Below are 20,663 nucleotides of genomic sequence, written 5' to 3'. Positions count from 1 at the left end.
CACGTCGGGCAGGCCGGGCCTCAGCTCCAGGTCGCCGTGACCGTCCGGGTCTCCACGTGCATGCCCAAGAGGACCCGCCAGTCGTCCACGCAGACCGTGTAGGTCTGCGTCTTCGCCGTGCCGCCCGCGATGGGGGCCGGGAGGGGCTGGGTCGTGGTGCGGGTGCCCCAGTCGCCGCCCAGGATGCCGATGATGTGCGTCGAGAAGGTGACGGTGCCGGAACGGGCCGCCGTCGTACCGGTGTTGGTGAAGGTGACCGTGACCCGCTCGCACCAGCGGTCGGCCGCCGCCGTGCGGGTCGGGGTGCTCAGCGTCAGCTTCGCCGGCGTGGCGGGGGGCCGCGGCGGGGCGGTGGTGCCCGGCGGGGTGGTCCCCGGGGGTGTGGTCCCCGGGTGTGTGGTCCCCGGTGTGGTGGTTCCGGGTGTCGTGGTTCCAGGCCCGGCGCCGGAGCCGCCCGGGCTGGAAGGGCTGCCCGGTCCCGGGGTGATGCCGGGTGCGCTCGCGGTATCCCCGGGGGCGGCGGGCGCGGCTCCGCCTCGGGTGGAGCCGGCCGGCGCACTGGCTCCCGGCGCGCTGGGCGACGTAATGGCGGATGCCGAGGAACCCGCCGCGGCGGGCGGGGCGGCGAGCGGCTGGAATTCGACCTCGCCCCGCGGTGCCACGTTCTCCCCCGCGCCCCGTTCCGGCCCGGGGGCCGCCGCGCCCACGGCCACGTAGCCGTCTCGCGCGGAGCCGCCGCAGCCCGTCAGGGTGGCGGCGGCCGTGCACAGGGCGAGCCAGACGTACGCGCCTCGTGATCCCTTTCGCATCGCGTCAGTTTGGCTGACGATGCGTCAAATGGGAAGCGGCTGCGCCCCGTTCACTCGCCGATGAGGCCCACCCGGAGTTGGGCCAGGGTGCGCGTGAGGAGCCGGGAGACGTGCATCTGGGAGATGCCGACCTCCTCGCCGATCTGCGACTGCGTCATGTTCGCGAAGAAGCGCAGCATGATGATCTGCCGTTCCCGGGGCGGGAGTTTGGCCAGCAGCGGCTTCAGGGACTCGCGGTACTCGACGCCTTCCAGCGCGGTGTCCTCGTACCCGAGGCGGTCCGCGAGCGAGCCCTCGCCGCCCTCGTCCTCGGGGGAGGGCGAGTCGAGCGAGGAGGCGGTGTAGGCGTTGCCGACGGCGAGGCCGTCGACGACCTCCTCCTCGGAGACCCCGAGCACGGCGGCGAGCTCCGGCACGGTCGGCGAGCGGTCCAGTTTCTGGGCGAGCTCGTCACTGGCCTTGGTGAGGGCGAGGCGGAGCTCCTGGAGGCGGCGCGGGACGCGCACCGACCAGGAGGTGTCCCGGAAGAACCGTTTGATCTCACCCACGACGGTTGGCATCGCGAACGTCGGGAACTCCACGCCGCGTTCGCAGTCGAAGCGGTCGATCGCCTTGATCAGGCCGATGGTGCCGACCTGGACGATGTCCTCCATCGGCTCGTTGCGGCTGCGGAACCGGGCCGCGGCGTAGCGCACCAGCGGCAGGTTCAGCTCGATCAGGGTGTCGCGTACGTACGCACGTTCGGGGCTGTCCGCGTCCAGGGCGGCAAGTCGCTGGAAGAGGGAGCGGGAGAGGGTGCGGGTGTCGATGGCTTCCGAGCGGTTGGACACTGCCGGCAGCTCACGCTTGACGAGCGTGAGCACCTTGGAGCTGCCCTGGTCTACGGACATGCCACCCCCTTGAGGTCGCGGACGGTCGCGTCTCTGCGCGCCCGTCGGAGGAACGCAGCCTCCACCTGAATACCGGAGGCGGGGCTGCGGCAAACGCGGTTCCAGCAGAATGTCACATGTCGGCAACACGCTGTAGCGCCATGTCGACATATATCTCCAGCGACAGAGCGGAATGAGCCCGTTCTGCCGGAAACGAGGGAGTGATCTCCACTCGTTCCGGTTAAGCCTCGATCCTGTTTGCGGATCGCAGCCGGGCGAAGCTCCGGGCGAGCAGCCGGGACACGTGCATCTGGGATACCCCCAGCTCCGCGCTGATCTGCGACTGCGTCAGGTTGTTGTAGTACCGCAGGAGAAGGATCCGCTGCTCGCGCTCGGGCAGCTGTACGAGGAGGTGCCGGACGAGGTCGCGGTGCTCGACCCCGGCCAGCTCCGGGTCCTCGTAGCCGAGGCGGTCCAGCAGCCCGGGCAGTCCATCGCCTTCCTGGGCGGCTTCGAGCGAGGTTGCGTGATAGCTCCGGCCGGCCTCGATGCAGGAGAGCACCTCGTCCTCGGTGATCCGCAGCCGCTCGGCGATCTCGGGGGTGGTCGGGGTGCGTCCGTGGAGCGTGGTGAGGTCCTCGGTGGCCGCGTTGACCTGGACCCACAGCTCGTGGAGCCGACGGGGTACGTGGACGGTGCGGACGTTGTCGCGGAAGTACCGTTTGATCTCGCCCACCACGGTCGGCATCGCGAAGGTCGGGAACTGCACCCCGCGGTCCGGGTCGAACCGGTCGATGGCGTTGATGAGGCCGATGGTGCCGACCTGGACCACGTCCTCCATCGGCTCGTTGCGGCTGCGGAAGCGGGCGGCCGCGTACCGGACGAGCGGGAGGTTGGCCTCGATCAGGGCCCCGCGCACCCGGTTGTGCTCGCTGGTGCCCGGCTGGAGGCCCTTCAGCTGCCCGAAGAGCACCTGGGTGAGTGCCCGGGTGTCCGCGCCCCGGCTCTGCGGTCTCGGGGCGGCGGCCGGGGGCTCCTCCGGGGAGTCGTGCTGGGGTGGGACCTGGGAGTCGTGCGGGGGGCCCTGCGGGGCGTGCGGGGGGTCCTGCTGGGGTGGCACCTGAGGCGCTGTACTGGCCGGCACGGTCACGCCACCCCTTCAGTCAACTCATCGGTCAAAACCGGTCATAGCATCACAAGACATGTGCACTGTGTGCAAGCACCGTATATCACCGTGTTGAGGGCAAGTTGGGCATATTGGGGCATCAAGCCTAGCGGGGCGGACGGCCCCGGACGTGGCGCCGGACCGGGGCCGGAACGCACGAAGCCCCCCACCGTCGGAGTGGGGGGCCGGGATGTCCGGAAACCGCTTCAGCGTACGGGTTCAGCGCACCAGTTCGGTCATGAACTCGCCGATCGCGTTGGCGGCGTCCGAGATCCCCTGGAATCCGATGAGGACCAGGTCGGCGGCCTTGACCGGCTGGGTGATGATCACGAAGAGCACGAAGGCGACGAGCGCGCCCATGACGATCTTCTTGGTCTCCATGAGCGGTTTCGGCCTCCCCAACCGGTACTGCAAAGTCGGGTGAGTCTAACCGGTCGGGTTTGGACACTCACCCGGCCTTTAAAGACCAATGACCCGGTGCTCCAGGCCCTTTGCCGGTGGGGCCCGTGTTGCGCGGGGCGCAGGATTGAACACGAGCCCACCGGTTCTGGCAGGAAATCGGTGGGTGAGGGACAGGGCCTCACTGCGGGGTCCGAGCCGCGAGATTCCCCTGACTGCGGCCCGGGCCGGCAGGTCCCGTCCTCGTCGGGGGAGGTGGCTCGTCCCCCCGATGCCACTTCCCCCGTCCCGCACGTCGAAGGCCCCGGCCCCGGTCGGGGCCTTCTTCGCGTCCCGTCGCGGGTCCTGGGAGGGTTTAGGAGGCGACGACCGCGCCGGCCAGGTCCGTGACCGGCTGCACGGGGGCGATCACGGGCGAAAGCTGGTTCGGCAGGTCCATGAGCTGGTTGAGCTGGTTCACCCCCTGGGTGAGCCGCTCGCCGATCTCCTCCACCGAGGAGGGCGTGGCCTCTTCCGGCATGCCGGGGGCCGCCGAGGGCAGGTCCGGGAGGGTGATGGGCGCCATCGGGGCGGCGGAGGCGGCGGGTGCGGCGAGGCCCGCGGCGGCCCCCGCGAGGGCGATGGCGGCGAGCATGCGCTGGGTCTTGGTCATGCCGTGACAACGGCGGAACGGGCGGCCGGTCACGCGGGTGTCGCCCGGAGAGACGCGGCGGGGCGGGCCGGGACGCGGAATCCCGGCGAGGCGTGGAAGCGCGGCGAGGGGTGGAACCCCAGCGAGACGCGGAACCCCAGCAAGGCGTGGAAACGCCGAGAGCCCCGACCCTTGCGGGGCGGGGCTCTCGGTCAGAGCGGTAGCGGTGGGATTTGAACCCACGGATAGCTTGCACCATCACACGCTTTCGAGGCGTGCTCCTTCGGCCGCTCGGACACGCTACCGAGAGAGAGCTTAGCCCAAGGTGCCCCGTGCTCTGAAATCCGTATCCGCGGAGCCGCCGGAGTGCCCGCCCGCAGTCACAGCCCGCGGAAGAAGTCCGTGAGCTGCCGGGCGCACTCCTCGGCGAGCACCCCGCGGATCACCTCCGGGCGGTGGTTGAGCCTGCGGTCCCGTACGAGGTCCCAGAGCGACCCCGCCGCGCCCGCCTTCTCGTCCTGCGCGCCGTAGACCACCCGGGCCACCCGGGACTGCACGAGCGCGCCCGCGCACATCACGCACGGCTCCAGGGTCACCACCAGGGTGCACCCCGGAAGCCGCCATTCCCCGAGCTTCGCGGCGGCCCTGCGCAGCGCCAGTACCTCGGCGTGCGCGGTGGGGTCACCGGTGGCCTCGCGCTCGTTGTGCCCGGTGGCGAGGAGCTCGCCGTCCGGGCCGAGCACGACGGCACCGACCGGCACATCGCCGGCCGGCACCGCCCGGGCGGCCTCCTGGAGCGCGAGGCGCATGGAGGGCCGCCAGGGGTCCCGTACAGGGTCGGGATCGGGATCGGGGTCGGGTTTGTGGTCGTGGTCGTGGTCGTAGGCAGGGTCGTTCGGAGGGGGCACGTGCGGGTCGATCACTAGCGGACGGCCTCCAGCACCTCGGTGGCGCCGAGCGATTCGGCGATCTCCGAGAGGGCGTCCCCGTCGAGGGTCATCAGTTGTTTGTGGCTCACCCCGAGGTCGTCCAGCAGCCGGGGATCGCCGAGCGGACCGGCCGGTACCGGCTCGGCGCCGGCCCTGCCCTCCTCGTCCGCGTCGTCTTCCTCGTCGGTGAACGCGGCGATCACTTCGTCCTCGCCGTCCTCGGTGCCGTCCAGGTCCAGCTCGTCGAGTTCGTCGTCCTCCTCGTCGTTGCCCAGCAGCTCTTTGGTCAGCATCGAGCCGTAGGAGCTGCGGTCGGCGGCGGAGGCGTTCGATACGAAGTACCGAGGATCCTCCTCGCCGTCCACGCGGACGACGCCGAACCAGGCGTCCTCCTGCTCGATGAGGGCGACCACCGTGTCGTCATCGACAGCGGCGGAACGGGCGAGATCGATCAGATCACTCAAGGACTCGACATCGTCGAGTTCCATGTCGCTCGCTTCCCACCCGTCTTCGGTGCGCGCGAGCAGTGCGGCGAAATACACCGTGACTCTCCCACTGGTCATAGGCGTGCCGGTTGGAGGTCCCCCCGGCCGGAGGTTGGGGGTGGAACGGCCGTCGTGCTCACCGTTCATGCCCCGCCCAATCGGCATCGTGGCAGAAACAGCGGCTTTGCGAGAGGTCTTCCGCGCTGCGTCGTGCCGTGCCGTGTGCTCCGCGGGGGTATACGGGGGCGGTTACGGGGGCCACACCGGGGCGATTCGGCGGGCTGCCGGAGGGCCGTGATCCGCCCGTCCGGGGGCCGTGTCGCGGCGCGTCGGTCATCGCCGGTCATCGCCGGTCATCGGCCGTCACCAGCGGAAGGTACGCATCCGCATTTGTTGGCGCATCCGGGCGGCGCGGGCGCGTCGGGGCTGGACCCGGTCGCGCAGCTCGCGGGCCTCGTGCAGGTCGCGCAGGAACTGCGCGCGCCGCGCTCTGCGCTGCGCCGCGTTCTCCGGCGATTCCGGCGTCTCGTAGTCGCCGCTCTCTTTGCTGGGCTGCACGTCGGGCATCGGCCACCATCCCCGGCTGGTCCGGTCGTCCTCCTCCGCCGGCGCGAAGCAGTCCCCCCGCTCCCACCTTCCCCCGGATGGCCCGATTGATGCCACCCCCGTGCAGGTCAGACAGGTCGGACGGGTCAGACAGGTCGGATAGGTCCGGTGGGTCGGGTAGGTCGGGTGGGTCGGGTGGGACCTCAGGCGTCGGCCGTGAGCGTCGGTACGACGGCCACCGGGCCGTGCGCGTGCTGGAGCACCGCGTGTGCCACCGACCCGATCAGCAGGGACCGCACGCGCGGATGGTGACGGCCGACCACCACCAGGTCCGCGGACCGGGAGGCGGCCACCAGCCGCCCCGCGGCGTCTCCGGGTACCGCGGCCTGCTCCACCGGGACGTCCGGATACCGCTCGCGGAACGCGGCCAGCCGCTCCGTCTGGGAGCGCAGCATCTCCCGCTCGGCCGGTACGGCGTCCCCGCCGTCCGCCAGCCCCTCCGGCGTGATCACCGCGAAGGGCGTGTCGAGCAGCACCACCGGCGAGGGCGGGACGGCGTACGCCGAGACCACCTGGACGGCGGTCCCCCGGGCGGCCGCCTCCTCGAAGGCGAAGGCCACCACGTCGTCGGGGGTCTCCGCGGCGTGCAGACCGAGCACCACCCGGCCGGCCGAAGCCTCCTCGTCGGCATCCGCGTCGGCCTGCGGGTGGGCTTCCGCGTGGCGCGCCGCGTGCGGGACCACCACCACCGGGCAGGGAGCGGTGGTGGCCACGGCCCTGCTGTTGGAGCCGAGCAGCAGGGCGGCGAACCCGCCGCGCCCCCGGGACCCCATCACCAGCATCCGGGCCTCCGCGCCGATCGCCCGCAGCGCCTCCGGCACGGAGCCCTCCAGCGACTCGTACCGCACGTCCCGCGGCAGCTCGGGCGCCTGGTCGAGCAGGGTGCGTACGTGGTCCGTCACCGGGTCGGCGTACTCCTCCGGTTCGGAGGCGTCGTGGAGGGAGGAGCGGCGGCCCGCGTACAACTGGGAACTGTCGGACAGCACATGGGCGACCAGGAGCCCGGAGCCGTGCAGGAGCGCCGCGCCGCGGGCCCAGTCGAGGGCCCTGAGGCTGTGTTCGGATCCGTCGACGGCGGCGATGACCAGTCCGTTGCTCATCAACCAAGGGTGCTGGGCATCGGGGCGGGCCGCATCCCCAGGTTCGGCCGACAGGTTCGTACGCGGAGGGGTGCGCTCACCGCGTAGCCTTTTGGGTGTGGGTCGCGTTTGCGGCCGTTTTTTCGCTGGTCGCAGCTCGAAAGCCCAGAAGCTTTAGTTTTTTGGAGGATGTTGTGCGTTTGCAGGTCGTCGATCACCCGTTGGTGGCGCACAAACTGACCACCCTGCGCGACAAGCGCACCGACTCCGCCACCTTCCGGCGGCTCGCCGACGAGCTGGTGACCCTGCTCGCGTACGAGGCCACCCGCGACGTGCGTACCGAGCAGTCGGACATCATCACCCCGGTCGGCCCGACCACCGGTGTGAAGCTGTCGCACCCGCGCCCGCTGGTCGTGCCGATCCTGCGGGCCGGCCTGGGCATGCTGGACGGCATGGTGCGGCTGCTGCCGACCGCCGAGGTGGGCTTCCTCGGCATGGTCCGCAACGAGGAGACCCTGGAGGCATCCACGTACGCGACGCGCATGCCGGAGGACCTCTCCGGGCGGCAGGTCTACGTGGTCGACCCGATGCTCGCCACCGGCGGCACGCTGGTCGCGGCCATCCAGGAGCTCATCAAGCGTGGCGCCGACGATGTCACCGCCGTGGTGCTGCTGGCCGCGCCCGAGGGCGTCGAGGTGATGGAGCGCGAGCTCGCGGGCACGCCGGTGACGGTGGTGACGGCCGCCGTGGACGAGCGCCTCAACGAGCAGGGCTACATCGTGCCGGGCCTGGGCGACGCGGGCGACCGCATGTACGGCTCGGCCGAGTAGGCACGCCGGATCGGCCGAGTAGGCACGCCGGATCGGCCGAGTAGGCACGCCGGATCGGCCGAGCAGGCTGTCCGGATCGGCCGAGCAGGCCGGCCGGATCAGCTGGATCAGCCGGATCCGCTGGTCAGGCGGATCAGCCTGACCAGCCGCATCACCTGGATCAGCACTTCTGGGCGGGCGCGGGGTTGGCCAGTACGGCCAGCGCCTTGTCCGCGTCCTCCTTGGTGCTGAGCTCCTTGAACGAGTCGCCGAGGATCAGGTCGATGTCGTCGGTCTCGCGGGTGTCGGCCTGCTGCGTCGTGCCGGCGAGCTGGGTGCCGAGCACGGAGAAGGCCTCCTTGTCGGTCTTCGGGGAGCCGAGCAGTATCCCGGTGCCGGGGACCTTCTTGTCGAAGTCGGCGGGGGCGTTGCCCACGTGGCCGATGGCGAAGCCGCGTTTGCGCAGTTCGTCGCCGACGGCCTTGGCCAGGCCCGCGCGCGGGGTCGCGTTGTAGACGTTGACCGTGATCTCGGCGGGCGGCGGGAGCGCGACCGCCGGTTTCGCGGAGGCGGCGGGGCCGGCCTTGGGGGCCGCGGTCGGACAGTCCTTGGTGCCCGCGGCCGTGTTCCGCTTGGCGGTGTTGCCGCCGAACACGTCGATGAGCTGCAGTGCCCCGTAGCCGAGCAGGGCGAGCGCGAGGACCGAGCCGAGCACGGCGAAGACGATGCGACGACGGTGCCGCGGACGGCTCATGCGGGGGTAGGCGGCTCCCGTGACGCGGTATTTGCCGCCCATGCCGGGGGGAGTGAGCATGCTCATGGGCGCAGCGTAGTGCGGCCCGGAGTCGATGCCTACTAAATGATCTGTTGATAGGGCAAGACTGACCCGAAAGGCGCAATAGGCGCGAAGCGGGAGCCTGTCACAGGGCGTGCGAAGGCCCGCCGACCGGCGTGGCGGGCCTTTCGTCCGGCGCCTGCGGAGCCCGAGGAGTCCCCCGTCAGTCCATTTCGGTGACGTCAGTCCATTTCGAGGACGCGGGCGTGCAGCACCTGGCGCTGCTGCAGAGCCGCGCGCACGGCGCGGTGCAGCCCGTCCTCCAGGTAGAGGTCGCCTCGCCACTTCACGACGTGCGCGAAGAGGTCGCCGTAGAAGGTGGAGTCCTCGGCGAGCAGCGTTTCGAGGTCGAGCTGCCCCTTGGTGGTGACGAGCTGGTCGAGCCGGACCGGGCGCGGGGCGACATCCGCCCACTGCCGGGTGGTTTCCCTGCCGTGGTCGGGGTACGGCCGCCCGCTTCCGATGCGCTTGAAGATCACACGGAAAGCCTACCGGGCCGGTGCCTGCGGGCGCAGCCTTGCTCCGACGGTGCAAAAGTGGCAACTAGTGCTATTTCGGGAGGGATGCATGAACGAGAGCACCGACCCCGCGTCTGCGGCCGACCGGATCACCGCCGGGTACGCCTTCACAGGACCTGCCCTCGACCTGGGAGCCCTGCTGTGGGACGGCGGTTGCCTGCCCGGCCACCAGATAGGAAGGCGCCGATAGGAAGGCGCGGGCAGGAAGGCGCGGGTAGGAAGGCGCGGGCAGGAAGGCGCCGACAGGAAGGCGCCGACAGGAATCCGGCGAACCGGGTGTCGGTGCCACGTCAAGCGCTGACAGACTCGGTGTCATGCGGACCGAACTCACCGACACCACGTCCAGCAAGATCGACCGGGCCCTCCTCGAAGCCCGCCGCGCCGTCGGCACCCCCACCATGGGGCTGGTGCTGACGCTGGTCGTCGTCACCGACGAGGAGAACGCCTACGACGCCGTCCGGGCGGCTTCCGAGGCCTCGCGCGAGCACCCCTGCCGGATCATCGCGGTGATCAAGAGGACCTCGCGAGGCACGCACCGGCTCCGGCAGCACCGGCTCGACGCCGAACTGCGCGTGGGCGCGGACGCCGGGTCCGGGGAGATCGTGCTGCTGCGGCTGCACGGGGCGCTCACCGAGCAGGCGGGCTCCGTGGTGCTGCCGCTGCTGGTGCCGGACGCGCCGGTGGTGGCGTGGTGGCCGGCCGAAGCCCCGGCCGACCCGGCCCGGGATCCGCTGGGCGCGCTGGCGCAGCGCCGCATCACGGACGCCGAGGCCGGGGCGGACCCGGTCGGGCTGCTGGCCGAGCGGGCCGCCGCGTACGCCCCGGGCGACACCGATCTGACCTGGACGCGGCTCACGCCGTGGCGGGCGTTGCTGGCCGCCGCCCTGGACCAGAAGCCGCTGCCTGTGACGGGCGCGGCGGTCGAGAGCGAGGCCGACAACGCGAGCGCCGAGCTGCTGGCCCGCTGGCTGGAGGACCGGCTCGGGGTCGCGGTGGCCCGGGTGACCACCGCCGGGCCCGTCATCACCACGGTCCGGCTGGAGACCACCGGCGGCGAGATCCGGGTGGACCGGCCGGAGGGGGCGCTCGCCACGCTGGTCCTGCCGGGGCGGCCGGACCGCAGGGTCGCGCTGAAGATCCGCAGCACCGCCGAGCTGCTCGCGGAGGAGCTCCGGCGGCTCGACGCGGACCTGGTCTACGCCTCGGTGCTGCGCGGGCGCCCGGCCCAGGCCTCGCTCTCGGCGTAGTGGTTGTCGTAGACGGGCTGGCTGTCGATGATGTCCTGGACGGTGGCCTCGCCCGCGCGGACCCGGCCGAGGAGCCGGTAGTAGTCGAAGCGGGCCATGCCGGGGGTGAACCCGACGAACACCTCCGCTGTGTGGCCGGCGGCGGGGGCGAAGGCGTGCTTCACACCGGGCGGGACGGTGAGGAAGTCGCCCTTGCCGAGCGTGTGGATCTCGTCCCCGACGAGTACGTCGAGCCGCCCGTCGGTGACGTGGAAGAACTCGGTGGCCTTGGTGTGAAAGTGCACCGGGGCGCCGGCCGCACCAGCCTCGAAGCTCGCGGTGTTGCAGGTGAGCGCGTCGGTGTCGGTGAGCAGGGTGATCACGCTGCCCGGGCCGTCGGAGATGATCTCGGCGGAGTCCGCGCGGGTCAGGTTGTCGGTCATGATGTTGATCTTATGGTCCGCCCGACCCGGCCGGCCCCGGCCACGGCCCCCCGCCCCCCTCAACTCGACGCGGGCTTCGCCGCCTTGGCGGCGGCCTTCTGCTCCTGCTTGTACGCGCGGACCTTGGCCAGTGATTCCGGTCCGGTGATGTCCGCCGCCGAGCGGTAGACGTTCGCGGGCCCGTAGCCCCCGGCGGCCTCCCGCCAGCCCGTCGGGCGCACGCCGAACCGCTTGCCCAGGAGGGCCAGGAAGATCTGCGCCTTCTGCTCGCCGAACCCGGGCAGTGCCTTGAGCCGGTCCAGCAGCTCGGCGCCGGTGCCCGCGTCCGCCCACACCGCGGCCGCGTCCCCGTCGTAGTGCTCCACCAGGTACGCGCAGAGCTGCTGGATCCGCTTCGCCATCGACCCGGGGTAGCGGTGCACCGCCGGCTTCTCCGAGAGCAGCGCGGCGAAGGCCTCCGGGTCGTACGCGGCGATGGCATGCGCGTCCAGATCGTCCGCGCCGAGCCGCCGGGAGATCGTGTACGGCCCCGCGAACGCCCACTCCATCGGGACCTGCTGGTCGAGCAGCATGCCGACGAGGGCCGCGAGCGGGCTCCTGGCCAGCAGCGCGTCGGCCTCCGGCTGCTGGGCCAGCCGCATGGTGATGTCCTTGTCCATGGCTCCAGCGTCCCCTCTGGCCGCGCTCCCCGCGCGGTCGGCACACCGCGCACCTAGCGTGAGTCGGGAACGTCGTACACGACACAGGAGTCGATCGACCATGACTGAGTTCCCGGAAGGCGCCCCCTGCTGGGCGGACGCCATGTTCTCCGACGTGGAGGGCGCCAAGAGCTTCTACGGTGACGTGCTGGGCTGGACCTTCGGCGAGGCCAGCAGCGAGTTCGGCAACTACACACAGGCCTATTCCGACGGAAAGGCGGTCGCGGCCGTGGTCCCGCCGATGCCGGGCGGTGAGGCGCCGTCGCAGTGGTGTCTGTACTTCGCCTCGCCCGACGCGGCGGCCACCGCCAAGAAGATCAAGTCGGCCGGCGGCGAGCTGGTGATGGAGCCGATGCAGGTCGGCAGCTTCGGCACGATGCTGATCGCGAAGGAGCCGAGCGGCGCGGTCTTCGGCGTATGGCAGCCGGGCGAGCACAAGGGCTTCGAAAAGGTCGCGGAGCCGGGCTCGTTCGCCTGGGCGGAGGTCTTCACCCGGGACGTGGCGAAGGTGGACGCGTTCTTCCCGAAGGTCTTCCCGTACGCCGCCCAGCAGATGGACACGGCCGACTCCCCCGAGGGGGAGGAGGTGGACTACCGCATCTACAGTCTGGGCGGCCGCGGCCCCGAGCACGCGGTGCTGGGCCGGATGAACATGGGCGCCGAATTTCCGTCGCAGATCCCGCCGTACATCCAGGTCTTCTTCGGCGTCCCGAACTGCGATGACGCGGTGGCGAAGGCGCAGGAACTGGGCGGCACGCTCCAGTTCGGCCCGATGGACACCCCCTTCGGCCGGTTCGCCGCGCTGACGGATCCGCAGGGGGCGGCGTTCGCGGTGATCGACATGTCGACGACGGCGGGCGACATGCCGAAGATGAAGGACGTGTAGCCGTCCCCTCCGGGGCGGGGCGGGCGGGGTCACCGACCGGGTGGCCCCGCTCCTCTTTCGTATTCGGGGGTGGTCGTACAGCCCTTGCAGGTGCCCGGGGCGGGGCTGCGGAAGGCGCGGTCGCACTTCGGGCAGGTCTGGAAGGGGTCCGGCGGGATGAAGGGCTGCCGACGGGCGAGTGGCGGCAGGAACGGGGGGAGCTGGACTCTCAGCCGGTACGCGACCAGGCCGGGCGGGTTGATGGGTCTGTCCGGGAGGTTCGCGACAAGGGCGGCGGTCACCGCCTGATGGGTGGCGCCGCGTTCCAGCCAGGCCTCGACCGCACCTGCGAGGCGTTCTCCACGACCCGCTTCAGGTAGCCGTGGGCCTCCAGGTCGCGCAGGGCGGTGCTGATCGCCTTCTCCCCGAGGGGGAGCTGCTTGGCCAGGGCCTTGATACCGACCGCAGCGCCGGGGCGCAGCGACTGGATGTACGCGCCGAGCAGCCGGGCATTCGCCGACAAGTGCGGGTGCTGGATCAGCTCGTTGCTGATCACTGTGAAGTTGCGGGTGTGCCGCACGTTGGAGTGCTGTACGCCGTACTCCGCGCGCGAGGGCGCGCTAAAGTTCTTCCAAGCCATTGGGAAGAGAGGCCTTCTCGTGGTCAGGCCCTCGATCGGGATTGCCGTCCCGGCCGGGGGCCGTCGTATGTCTGGAGTTGTCGGGGTGAGCATATGCCAGGCAACCGGCATGAAATCCAGTCGAGTTGGGTCGATTCACCCAAGTGAGTGAGCCGGTCGTCCGGGGAGGCTGGAGGGGCAGGGCAGGTTCTTTCCCTCAGTACTGCCAAGCAAAAGAAGCGTCGAGGCGCAGGGGGTCCCGGTCCACCGGGACCCGGTGGCGCACGATCCGGTGGCGCCCGGTTTGTCCGAGCCTGTCGAGACTGGAACGCCGGGCCATGCGCGGGTGCCGCGAGTCAACGACTGAGACCGGCTTTGCTCCTGCCGCACGGTCTGGGCATGATGCGCCGACAGGACGGCTGGTATGGACAGCGAGTTGGGGGACTTGTGGGGGTTGCGTCGCCGGGCGGTACCGAGAGCGTGATGCCGCCGCCCATGCCCCCGTCGCCGCCGCCCGGGCCCACGAGCACCGCGCGGCGGGCCGGTGAGGTGGCCGCCTGGATCTCGGCGATCACCGGGATCTTCGGGCTGCTGCTGGGGTTCTACGGCCTGCCGGCCGTGGTCAACTCCCCGACCGCGGGGAACGCGGCTCCGACCGCCACCGTCACGGCCACCGTCCAGGTAACGGCGACGGTCACGGCCCCGGCCGCCGCCCCGCCCCCTGCCGACGGTGCACCGTCACCCTCCGGGGGTGCGCCGACGACCGGGGGCGGCCAGTCCCGGATCAACCTGCCGATGAACCATGTCCTCGACCTGATGTCGGACCCGGTGGCCGTGGCGCCGGCCGAAGGCAGTGGCCACAGGGGCATCTCCTACGACTACAGCACCAGCCTGTACCCCCGGTCCGCCAAGATCATCCTGCTCGACTCCGGGCAGCAGGGGGCAGAGGCTGTCTGTAAGGCGGAGACCCGGTACAGCAACTACCTGAAGTCCTCCGACGTGGTGCAGGGCTCGCAGATCTGTGTGATCACGGACAAGGGCGTGGTCGGCCTGCTCACCGTCCGGGCCCTGCCCGGCGCGGCCGGTTCGGTCAGCAACTTCTACGCCTTCGACGTCACCGTCTGGCGGGGAGTCTGACCGCAGGGGCCAGCCGTGTGAGTGGTTCCGGGTGGCGGATGCGACGGGTTGAACGCCAGTCAACGCGATGGCTCGTAGCGTCGATCTTGTGCGGTTCCCGCCGGGCCGTACGACGCGCCTACCCAAGAGGTCGAACCACTCATGAGCCTGAGCATCCGCAACCAGCTCGCCGGTACCGTCACCGCCGTCACCACCGGTGAGGCCATGGCGACGGTCAAGGTCCGGCTGGAGGGCGGCCAGGACGTCATCGCCGCCATCACCACCGACGCCGTCAAGGACCTCGGCATCGCCACGGGCTCGGCCGTCAAGGCGCTGGTCAAGGCCACCGAGGTGGCCCTCGCCACCGGCGCCGTCGACGGGATCAGCATCCGCAACCAGATCGCCGGGACCGTCGTCGACGTAGCCACCGGTGGCGCCATGGCGTCCGTCAAGGTGGACGTGGACGGCGGCGGCCTGACCGCCGCCATCACCAAGGACGCCGTCGACGCGCTCGGCCTGGCCGCCGGCACCTCCGTCGTCGCGCTGATCAAGTCGACCGAGGTCTCGCTCGCCACCGTCTGATCCGGACGGCCGGCGTCCATCACGCCGTTGGTCAGCGCGCGGCCATGACGCGTGCACCCGTATCCGCACCCGTACCCGTACTGGCATCGATACCGGACCCGGTGTCGAGCGGGTACGGCGCGAAGTCCTGGTTGTCCTTGCAGCCGAGGTTCTCGTACGTGTTCACCTTGGTCTCCGGGTCCGTCTTGACCAGGTGGAACTTGCACGCCTGCTTGATGTAACGGCCCTCGACCCCGCCCGGGAAGTCGATCTCCTTGTTCCACAGATACGGCGACTGGTAGCCGTTGTTCCGGGCGGTGGCGTTCACGTCGATACCGCCCGGAGCGTCGATCTCGTAGACCCAACCGGTCTTGGCGGTGCCGTAGGTGGCGAACTTCTGGGCCACCCACTTCTCGCAACTGGTGCTGAGGTGTGCGGTGTTCTGCCCGCCGCCCTTGACGATGTAGTCGGCCAGCGGGGTCAGCTCATCGCCGCGCGGCGTGAACCCGGCCTTGAAGAGCTCCTCCACGTTCTCCCGGGTGTCGCCGCGCCACAGCGTGTTGTGGTCGTCGCGCCACTGCCAGGTCTCCGCCTGGGCGGCGGCCTCGACCGCGCGGGCGAGGAACGGGTTCGTCGTCGTACTGAACCAGTCCGCGTCCCGGTACTCGACGACGGGGCCGCAGGGGCCGGTGTCGGGAGCGGGCGCGGCCGCGGCCGGAGAGATCGCGGCGACGGAGGCGAGAGAGGCGACGGCAAGGACCTGCAGAGTGGCGTTCAGCATGGCGAGTGCCCATCAGTTGATCAACGTGACGGGCCCTTTTATAGCGCTATGCGAAGCATGCGTCGGGGGGTCGCGGGCGGTGATCACTCGCACGAGTGGCTTGCCGTGTCGATTGATTGGCTCCGACGGCAAGAGTTCGCCGCGCGCCGTGTCAGAGGCAGGTTCAGGAGGCGGGGGCGCGGCGGATGGGGGCGATGGTGGGGACCGGTTCGCGGGTGAGGAAGTCGACGATCAGGTGGTTGACCAGCTCGGGCTTCTCCTGGGTGAGGAAGTGGGAGGTGCCGGGGACGATGGCCAGTTCCGCGTTCGGCAGGGCCTCGAAGGTCTCGGCCATGTGCGTCAGCGTCACCAGGTCGTCGTCGGCGAACATCACCAGGGTCCGTGCGGCGACGGCACTGAGCTGCGACGCCTGAAGGTCGGGTTCCCTGGCCGCCATCTCGCCGATCTTCGCCGCGACGACCTTGAAGTGCTCCTCGCCGTCCGGCGAGACCTCGCCGTACGACGGCCCGAGGAACCGGGCGATCTCGTCCACGTTCCACTCGGCCCCCTCCGGTTCGGCCGAACCGGACTTGTTGAAGCCGCCGCTGACCAGCACCAGCCGCTTCACCAGCTCCGGCCGCTGCATCGCGACCAGCATCGCGGTGAACGCCCCGTCGCTGTGCCCGACGAGGTCGGCCGGTTCGCCGACGACCGTCTCCAGGAACGCGATCGTGTCGTCGGCCATCAGCTGGTAGGTGATCGGCCCCTCCGCATCCGGGGTGTGCCCGTGTCCGCGCCGCTCCGGCGTGTAGACGTGGAAGTGCTCGGCCAGCGGTGCGAGGTTGGGCGTGAAGAACCGGGCGTCCACCAGCCCCCCGTGCATCAGCACGAGCGGTTCGCCCTTGCCGTCCTCCCCGTACCAGGTCTTCACGGCGCCGAGCTGAACGTACTTGCCCATCGTCTTCCCTGCCTCACCTTGGGGTTACGCCAACAGCGACCGTCATGCCGCCACCGGATCACCGCGCCCGCTCGATCCCACAGTAGTGATCCAGAGCACGCGACCGGGCGCCCTGGCCGCCCACGTGGGCGGGCCGGCCGAGGAGCGCTGCCGCCACCGGGCGGTTGTGGCTGCCGCCGTGTGTCCACAGGGTGCGGGCGGGGATCGCGTACCGCCGTGACATGCGGTAGGTGGGGACCGGGCTGCTGCTGACGCTCTCCTTGTACTTCACGGCGGCCCACCCCTTCAGGTACCAGCGCCGGGGGGTGTCGTCGCCGTAGGTGAACTGGATGACCGCGTCGCGGCGGCCGAGGCTCACCGGCTGGTGGATGTAGCCGAACCGGAACGGTGCGGGCTCGCGGCCGCGCAGCCGTGCTGCGATGGCGTCGGCCGCGTACACGGCCGTGGGGATGCCGCTCTGGCAGGTGCCGTGAATGACGCCGTACGTCTGACCGACGGCGGCGGCGTCGCCTACCGCGTACACCGAGGGGTGGGAGACCGAGCGCAGGGTGGCGTCGGTGACGATCCGGCCCCGGTCGTCGGTGGTCAGGCCCGCGTCGGCGGCCAGCGGCGTCACCCGTACCCCGGTGGTCCACACGGTGGCATCGGCGGGGACCAGTTCGCCGCCGGTCAGCTCCACGCCGTCCGGCAGCACCTTGGTGATCTCCGCACCGGTCCGCACCCGGACCCCGAGGCGCTCCAAGGCCCGCTCCAGGTAACCGCGGGCCCGATCGCCGAGCATCGCGCCGGGCACGTCCCGGCTGAGCAGCTCGACTCGCAGGCCCGGCCAGGACTCGGCGATCTCGGCGGCCGTCTCCACGCCGGTGAGGCCGCCGCCGCACACCGCGACGGTGCCGCCCGCCGCGGCGATGGCCGGCAGCCGGCCGGCCAGCTGGAGCGCCGAACGCGTGTCGTCGAGGGTGCAGGCGTGGAGGCCGGCGCCGGGCACCATGGTGGTGTCGCAGACGCTGCCGATGGCGTAGACCAGCGTGTCGTAGGGGAGCACGCGGCTGCCGTCCGCCGTCTCGACCACGACCTCACGCCGGGCGGCCGAGATCCCGGTCGCCCGGCCCTGCACGAAGACGATGCCGGTGCCGGCGACCAGTGCCTCGATCCGGTGGCCGGCCAGCGGCTGCCCGGCCGCGAGCTGGTGCATCCGCAGCCGCTCGGTGAACCGGTCGGACGGGTTGACCAGGGTGACCTGACCGCCGGTCCGGCGCGTACGGAGGGCCGTACGGATCGCGGCCATCAGGCCCGCGTAGCCCGCGCCGAGGACGAGTACGCGGTGGGTGGCGTCGGTGGTCATGACCGGGACCTCCTGGTGAGGCTTCGCCGGTGCCTTTGCCGCCCCGGCATGTCACCCCACGGACGAGACGACTCCGCGCCGCGTGATGCGCCGGGGGTGTGACCTGCGCCACATGCCCGTCGGTCGCGCAGCACTCAGTGGAGCCGAAGCCCCGTCAGCCCGTCGTCAGCCCGTCATCAGCCCGCGTCAGCCCCGTTACCAGCCCCGTCATCTTCTCCGGGTTCGCCATCAGGTGGATGGTCTCCACGGCCCCGTCCACCAAATGCAGCACCAGCACGCTCGTCGGAGTCCCTGCCACGCTCGCCACGATGGCGGGACCGCCGTTGATCTCGGCCAGGCGCACGCTGGGCTGCTCCTGCTCCGCCAGCCGCGCCGTCTTCCGGGCGAAGATGGCGAAGGTCTGGGCCACCTGCTCCGCGCCCCCCTGCTCCGCGTCCACCCGGCTCCAGCGCAGCCACGCCTCCTGGACGACGTCCTCGGCATCCCCCGCCCGGCCCAGCACCCGGTACGCCACCGCCTGCAGCCGCCCCCGGTGCTCATGGAATGCGCGATGCGCCTGGCTCTCCACCCTCACCGTGCCCTCCCAGCGCTCGCCTTGGACCAACGATGCCGCACCGCTGTCTCTTCGGTGCGGGCGGTCCCCCGCTCGCGGCCGGGCCCTACGACGTCCGAACCGCCGACCGCCCACGCCGCCGTCGGCGGCCCTCCGGCTGGGCCCACGCTCGTCCTGACCCGCGGCGCAGTGGTTTCGTGGCCCCGGCCCACGGACACCACCTGCGCGGAAGGCGGAAGGGGGTCGAACGGGGCGTGCCATTCCGGCCCGCGCAGCGCCAGCGCGACTTCGACGGGCATGCGCGCGGGGCCGTACCGGTGGCGGTCCACGATCAGGAGCCCCCGGTCGAGTGCCCATCGCGCGCCGGGTTCGAGGTCGGGGCCAGGTGACCCGAACATGATGAACTGCTGCTGCCCTGTGGCGGAGTCCGCTCGGCGGCCGAGCAGCTTCCGTGTGATCGAGGGCGCCCGTGCCACCACTTCGGCGACGGCTCCCGGGTCGCTGTGGTGTTCCACCAGGGCCACCAGTCGCTGCTGCCTAGTGCCCGGTGGCTTGATGCCGAGGGCCACCAGCATGGCGCGCAGCTCCTCGGAGGTCGCGCCTGCCAGCAGCTTCTCCAAAAGTACCCAGCGGTTGCGGTACGAGACGGCCTGCCCGCCAGCCGGACCCCGTGGACCATGCCGTCTCCGAAGAACCAGTGGCCGGAGGCGGCGTCCGCCGGGTTGGGCCCGTTGCGCAGGTACCAGCCGGTCAGCTCGGCCGGGATCTGCCCCGTGACGGGCAGGTCATGCGCGGTCAGTTCTTCGCCGACCGGGGCGTAGTTGCCCGCGAGGTGCCGTGGGGTGTTCATCGGGCACCGGCCTTGGCCTGCATGGCGGCGACGTAGCGGACGGTGAAGAGCATCGGGACGACGAACCCGGCGGCCTGGACGAGCGTGGCAGGCATCGAGTGGCCGTTGCCGGCGTGGGCGAGGGCCGCGAGCGCGGCAGCCGTAACCGTGAAGGCCGCGGTCCACACAGCGGTGATGACGACGTTGGTCCGGATGAACGGCCCCAGGCCCCAGACTTCGCGGGGGGTGCTGCGCTTGGCGATGCCCAGAGTGAACGGCTTGCCCACGAGCAGTGAGATCCCGGCAATGAGGGCCAGGGTGGCCGAGGAGAGGGCTGCCGAGTAGTCGTGCACGCCCGAGTGCGGGTTGGCGAAGGCGATGACCGTCAGGGCCGCGAAGAAGACCGCCGAGCCGAGCTCGATGATCAGCGCGTCGTAGCCGACCCCGGCCCGGCGCTGCTGGACGGTCACCGCCACCGCCGCCACGAGACCGGCGAGCGCGGCCCACTGCCACTGGCCGGACGGAAGCACCGCGAAGACGATCCACGGAAGGAAGGTGCGTACGTACGACATCGGAAACCCCCGGGTGATATTCCTGTTCTGACATGTCGAAACTAGACGTTCCATTGCTGACATGTCAAGGATGGAATGTAAGGTGAGGGGTATGAGCCTTCGACACGCCCTTCTCGGACTCCTGTCAGAGCGCCCGGCCAGCGGATATGACCTGCTCAAGCGCTTCGAAACCTCGCTGGCCAACGTCTGGCCCGCCACCCAGAGCCAGATGTACACAGAGCTGTCCAAGCTCGCCGACGCCGGGATGATCAGCGTCTCGGCGGAGGGCCCGCGCGGGCGCAAGGAGTACACCCTCACCGACGAGGGGCTGGCCGAACTGCGTCACTGGCTGACCGAGACCAAGCCGCAGCGCAACACCCGCAGCGATGTCCTGCTGAGGGTCTTCTTCCTCGGCGTGCTCACCCCCGAGCAGGCGCGGGGCTATCTCGCCGAGCTGATGGAGCTGTCCGAGCAGGAGTACGAGAGCCTGCGCCGACTGGACGAGTCCATCGACTGGGGCGAAGACCCCCTGTCGGTCCACGGCAAGATCGCCCTGGAGTACGGCCTGCGGTTCAATGCCATGCGCCGGGAGTGGGCCGAGTGGGCGGCCGACCAGATCCGGTAGCGGCGGTTCGCGGCCCAACGCTGTCAGCCGAAAAGCGAAACGGGGGAACGCAGAAGGCCCCGGGGCGTGTTTCCCGGTCGGGGCCTTCAAGTGCCCGGTGAGGCACTGGCGGAGGATACGAGATTTCGTACGCCCGTCCGGCTGGGCCCGTACCCGTCCTGACCTGCGTCGGAGTGCTTTCGTGGCCTTAGTCCGAACGCACCCGGACGGAGGCGAACGCAACCAGAACTGCAACCACAGGCCCTACTTGCCGCCCTCTGGGCCGTACCACTGGAGGGGCTGCCCGGTCACGGCGGCGATGCATTCGAAGTCGTGGTCGCGGTGCAGGAGAGTGAGGCCCTGGAGCTCCGCTGTTGCGGCGACCACGAGATCCACTGCGC

27 protein-coding genes, 1 tRNA gene and 2 pseudogenes are annotated in these 20,663 nt (G+C 70.9%); 7 read left to right on the top strand and 23 right to left on the bottom strand.

Annotated features, from left to right (window positions below; translation table 11 throughout):
* Positions 1 to 20: 20 nt before the first annotated feature.
* The 10 genes from J7I97_RS02325 to J7I97_RS02280 form a co-directional block, all read right to left on the bottom strand.
* Positions 21 to 809 (bottom strand): hypothetical protein, encoded by a 789-nt coding sequence (locus J7I97_RS02325; RefSeq protein ID WP_214930633.1) that lies wholly within the window; start codon positions 807 to 809, stop codon positions 21 to 23.
* A 50-nt stretch (positions 810 to 859) separates the two neighbouring features.
* Positions 860 to 1,699 carry an RNA polymerase sigma factor SigF gene (locus J7I97_RS02320; RefSeq protein ID WP_214930632.1) on the bottom strand — a complete coding sequence of 280 codons (840 nt, stop codon included), beginning with the start codon at positions 1,697 to 1,699 and terminating at the stop codon, positions 860 to 862.
* 220 nt (positions 1,700 to 1,919) lie between these two features.
* Entirely contained in the window at positions 1,920 to 2,798 is an 879-nt protein-coding gene (locus J7I97_RS02315) for an RNA polymerase sigma factor SigF (RefSeq protein WP_308369214.1), read from the bottom strand.
* Positions 2,799 to 3,062: 264 nt separating this feature from the next.
* On the bottom strand, positions 3,063 to 3,224 hold the full coding sequence (locus tag J7I97_RS02310) for a hypothetical protein (RefSeq protein WP_214930630.1): 162 nt from the start codon (positions 3,222 to 3,224) through the stop codon (positions 3,063 to 3,065).
* 373 nt (positions 3,225 to 3,597) lie between these two features.
* The gene (locus J7I97_RS02305) at positions 3,598 to 3,894 is read right to left on the bottom strand and encodes a hypothetical protein (protein ID WP_214930629.1); all 297 of its coding nucleotides are present in this window, start codon (positions 3,892 to 3,894) and stop codon (positions 3,598 to 3,600) included.
* 197 nt (positions 3,895 to 4,091) lie between these two features.
* Positions 4,092 to 4,178 (bottom strand) — tRNA-Ser (locus J7I97_RS02300).
* A 75-nt stretch (positions 4,179 to 4,253) separates the two neighbouring features.
* Positions 4,254 to 4,682 carry a tRNA adenosine(34) deaminase TadA gene (gene tadA, locus J7I97_RS02295; RefSeq protein ID WP_251058419.1) on the bottom strand — a complete coding sequence of 143 codons (429 nt, stop codon included), beginning with the start codon at positions 4,680 to 4,682 and terminating at the stop codon, positions 4,254 to 4,256.
* A gap of 113 nt (positions 4,683 to 4,795) precedes the next feature.
* The gene (locus J7I97_RS02290; RefSeq protein ID WP_214930808.1) at positions 4,796 to 5,344 is read right to left on the bottom strand and encodes a hypothetical protein; all 549 of its coding nucleotides are present in this window, start codon (positions 5,342 to 5,344) and stop codon (positions 4,796 to 4,798) included.
* 306 nt (positions 5,345 to 5,650) lie between these two features.
* Positions 5,651 to 5,854, bottom strand: coding sequence for a hypothetical protein (locus J7I97_RS02285; RefSeq protein ID WP_251058408.1), 204 nt, complete (start codon positions 5,852 to 5,854; stop codon positions 5,651 to 5,653).
* Positions 5,855 to 6,036: 182 nt separating this feature from the next.
* Complete coding sequence (locus J7I97_RS02280) at positions 6,037 to 6,993, bottom strand: universal stress protein (RefSeq protein WP_214930627.1); 957 nt, start codon at positions 6,991 to 6,993, stop codon at positions 6,037 to 6,039.
* Positions 6,994 to 7,166: 173 nt separating this feature from the next.
* Between J7I97_RS02280 and upp the strand changes: the two genes are divergently transcribed.
* Positions 7,167 to 7,802, top strand: coding sequence for a uracil phosphoribosyltransferase (gene upp, locus J7I97_RS02275; protein WP_214930626.1), 636 nt, complete (start codon positions 7,167 to 7,169; stop codon positions 7,800 to 7,802).
* Positions 7,803 to 7,962: 160 nt separating this feature from the next.
* On the opposite strand, the gene J7I97_RS02270 is transcribed toward upp, so the two are convergent.
* On the bottom strand, positions 7,963 to 8,577 hold the full coding sequence (locus J7I97_RS02270) for a LytR C-terminal domain-containing protein (protein WP_214930807.1): 615 nt from the start codon (positions 8,575 to 8,577) through the stop codon (positions 7,963 to 7,965).
* A 221-nt stretch (positions 8,578 to 8,798) separates the two neighbouring features.
* On the bottom strand, positions 8,799 to 9,095 hold the full coding sequence (locus J7I97_RS02265) for a type II toxin-antitoxin system VapB family antitoxin (protein WP_030010424.1): 297 nt from the start codon (positions 9,093 to 9,095) through the stop codon (positions 8,799 to 8,801).
* A gap of 88 nt (positions 9,096 to 9,183) precedes the next feature.
* Here J7I97_RS02265 and J7I97_RS02260 point away from each other — a divergent pair, with 88 nt between their 5' ends.
* Together J7I97_RS02260 and opcA are read left to right on the top strand one after the other, a co-directional pair.
* The gene (locus J7I97_RS02260; protein WP_214930824.1) at positions 9,184 to 9,324 is read left to right on the top strand and encodes a hypothetical protein; all 141 of its coding nucleotides are present in this window, start codon (positions 9,184 to 9,186) and stop codon (positions 9,322 to 9,324) included.
* A gap of 124 nt (positions 9,325 to 9,448) precedes the next feature.
* Positions 9,449 to 10,381 (top strand): glucose-6-phosphate dehydrogenase assembly protein OpcA, encoded by a 933-nt coding sequence (gene opcA / locus J7I97_RS02255; protein WP_214930625.1) that lies wholly within the window; start codon positions 9,449 to 9,451, stop codon positions 10,379 to 10,381.
* On the opposite strand, the gene J7I97_RS02250 is transcribed toward opcA, so the two are convergent.
* The gene (locus J7I97_RS02250) at positions 10,330 to 10,803 is read right to left on the bottom strand and encodes a cupin domain-containing protein (RefSeq protein ID WP_214930624.1); all 474 of its coding nucleotides are present in this window, start codon (positions 10,801 to 10,803) and stop codon (positions 10,330 to 10,332) included. The two genes, opcA and J7I97_RS02250, sit on opposite strands and share 52 nt — an antisense overlap.
* Positions 10,804 to 10,862: 59 nt before the next feature.
* Entirely contained in the window at positions 10,863 to 11,462 is a 600-nt protein-coding gene (locus J7I97_RS02245; protein ID WP_214930623.1) for an HhH-GPD-type base excision DNA repair protein, read from the bottom strand.
* 100 nt (positions 11,463 to 11,562) lie between these two features.
* Here J7I97_RS02245 and J7I97_RS02240 point away from each other — a divergent pair, with 100 nt between their 5' ends.
* On the top strand, positions 11,563 to 12,387 hold the full coding sequence (locus tag J7I97_RS02240) for a VOC family protein (protein ID WP_214930622.1): 825 nt from the start codon (positions 11,563 to 11,565) through the stop codon (positions 12,385 to 12,387).
* A gap of 277 nt (positions 12,388 to 12,664) precedes the next feature.
* Here the strand turns inward: J7I97_RS02240 and J7I97_RS39775 are convergent, their stop codons facing one another.
* The gene (locus J7I97_RS39775) at positions 12,665 to 13,006 is read right to left on the bottom strand and encodes a hypothetical protein (RefSeq protein WP_308365577.1); all 342 of its coding nucleotides are present in this window, start codon (positions 13,004 to 13,006) and stop codon (positions 12,665 to 12,667) included.
* A 474-nt stretch (positions 13,007 to 13,480) separates the two neighbouring features.
* Between J7I97_RS39775 and J7I97_RS02230 the strand changes: the two genes are divergently transcribed.
* Both J7I97_RS02230 and J7I97_RS02225 read left to right on the top strand, forming a co-directional pair.
* Positions 13,481 to 14,122: a hypothetical protein gene (locus tag J7I97_RS02230; protein ID WP_214930621.1), complete on the top strand. Its 642-nt coding sequence runs from the start codon at positions 13,481 to 13,483 to the stop codon at positions 14,120 to 14,122.
* A 141-nt stretch (positions 14,123 to 14,263) separates the two neighbouring features.
* Positions 14,264 to 14,683 (top strand): molybdopterin-binding protein, encoded by a 420-nt coding sequence (locus tag J7I97_RS02225; protein WP_214930620.1) that lies wholly within the window; start codon positions 14,264 to 14,266, stop codon positions 14,681 to 14,683.
* Positions 14,684 to 14,714: 31 nt separating this feature from the next.
* On the opposite strand, the gene J7I97_RS02220 is transcribed toward J7I97_RS02225, so the two are convergent.
* The 7 genes and pseudogenes from J7I97_RS02220 to J7I97_RS02195 form a co-directional block, all read right to left on the bottom strand.
* Complete coding sequence (locus J7I97_RS02220) at positions 14,715 to 15,443, bottom strand: hypothetical protein (RefSeq protein WP_214930619.1); 729 nt, start codon at positions 15,441 to 15,443, stop codon at positions 14,715 to 14,717.
* Positions 15,444 to 15,606: 163 nt separating this feature from the next.
* Positions 15,607 to 16,380 (bottom strand): alpha/beta fold hydrolase, encoded by a 774-nt coding sequence (locus tag J7I97_RS02215; protein ID WP_214930618.1) that lies wholly within the window; start codon positions 16,378 to 16,380, stop codon positions 15,607 to 15,609.
* 58 nt (positions 16,381 to 16,438) lie between these two features.
* Complete coding sequence (locus tag J7I97_RS02210) at positions 16,439 to 17,725, bottom strand: NAD(P)/FAD-dependent oxidoreductase (RefSeq protein ID WP_214930617.1); 1,287 nt, start codon at positions 17,723 to 17,725, stop codon at positions 16,439 to 16,441.
* 154 nt (positions 17,726 to 17,879) lie between these two features.
* Positions 17,880 to 18,299, bottom strand: a complete 420-nt coding sequence (locus J7I97_RS40145; protein ID WP_374195431.1) for a sigma factor — start codon at positions 18,297 to 18,299, stop codon at positions 17,880 to 17,882.
* The gene (locus tag J7I97_RS38065; RefSeq protein ID WP_251058431.1) at positions 18,296 to 18,898 is read right to left on the bottom strand and encodes a hypothetical protein; all 603 of its coding nucleotides are present in this window, start codon (positions 18,896 to 18,898) and stop codon (positions 18,296 to 18,298) included. Before J7I97_RS38065 ends, J7I97_RS40145 begins: the two co-directional genes overlap by 4 nt.
* A pseudogene (locus tag J7I97_RS02200) lies at positions 18,898 to 19,128 on the bottom strand (carotenoid oxygenase family protein); the annotation flags it as partial. The gene J7I97_RS38065 and the pseudogene J7I97_RS02200, both read right to left, overlap by 1 nt.
* Positions 19,125 to 19,679: a hypothetical protein gene (locus J7I97_RS02195; protein WP_214930615.1), complete on the bottom strand. Its 555-nt coding sequence runs from the start codon at positions 19,677 to 19,679 to the stop codon at positions 19,125 to 19,127. The gene J7I97_RS02195 and the pseudogene J7I97_RS02200, both read right to left, overlap by 4 nt.
* 91 nt (positions 19,680 to 19,770) lie before the next feature.
* Here J7I97_RS02195 and J7I97_RS02190 point away from each other — a divergent pair, with 91 nt between their 5' ends.
* Positions 19,771 to 20,283 (top strand): PadR family transcriptional regulator, encoded by a 513-nt coding sequence (locus tag J7I97_RS02190; RefSeq protein ID WP_214930614.1) that lies wholly within the window; start codon positions 19,771 to 19,773, stop codon positions 20,281 to 20,283.
* A gap of 243 nt (positions 20,284 to 20,526) precedes the next feature.
* Here J7I97_RS02190 and J7I97_RS38060 read toward each other — a convergent pair.
* Positions 20,527 to 20,663: pseudogene (locus J7I97_RS38060) on the bottom strand (VapC toxin family PIN domain ribonuclease); the annotation flags it as partial.

This window comes from Streptomyces sp. ISL-87 (assembly GCF_018614095.1).
Lineage (GTDB): Bacteria > Actinomycetota > Actinomycetes > Streptomycetales > Streptomycetaceae > Streptomyces.
Note: the sequence above shows the minus strand (reverse complement) of the source record. Positions and strands in the feature narration are given on the sequence as shown.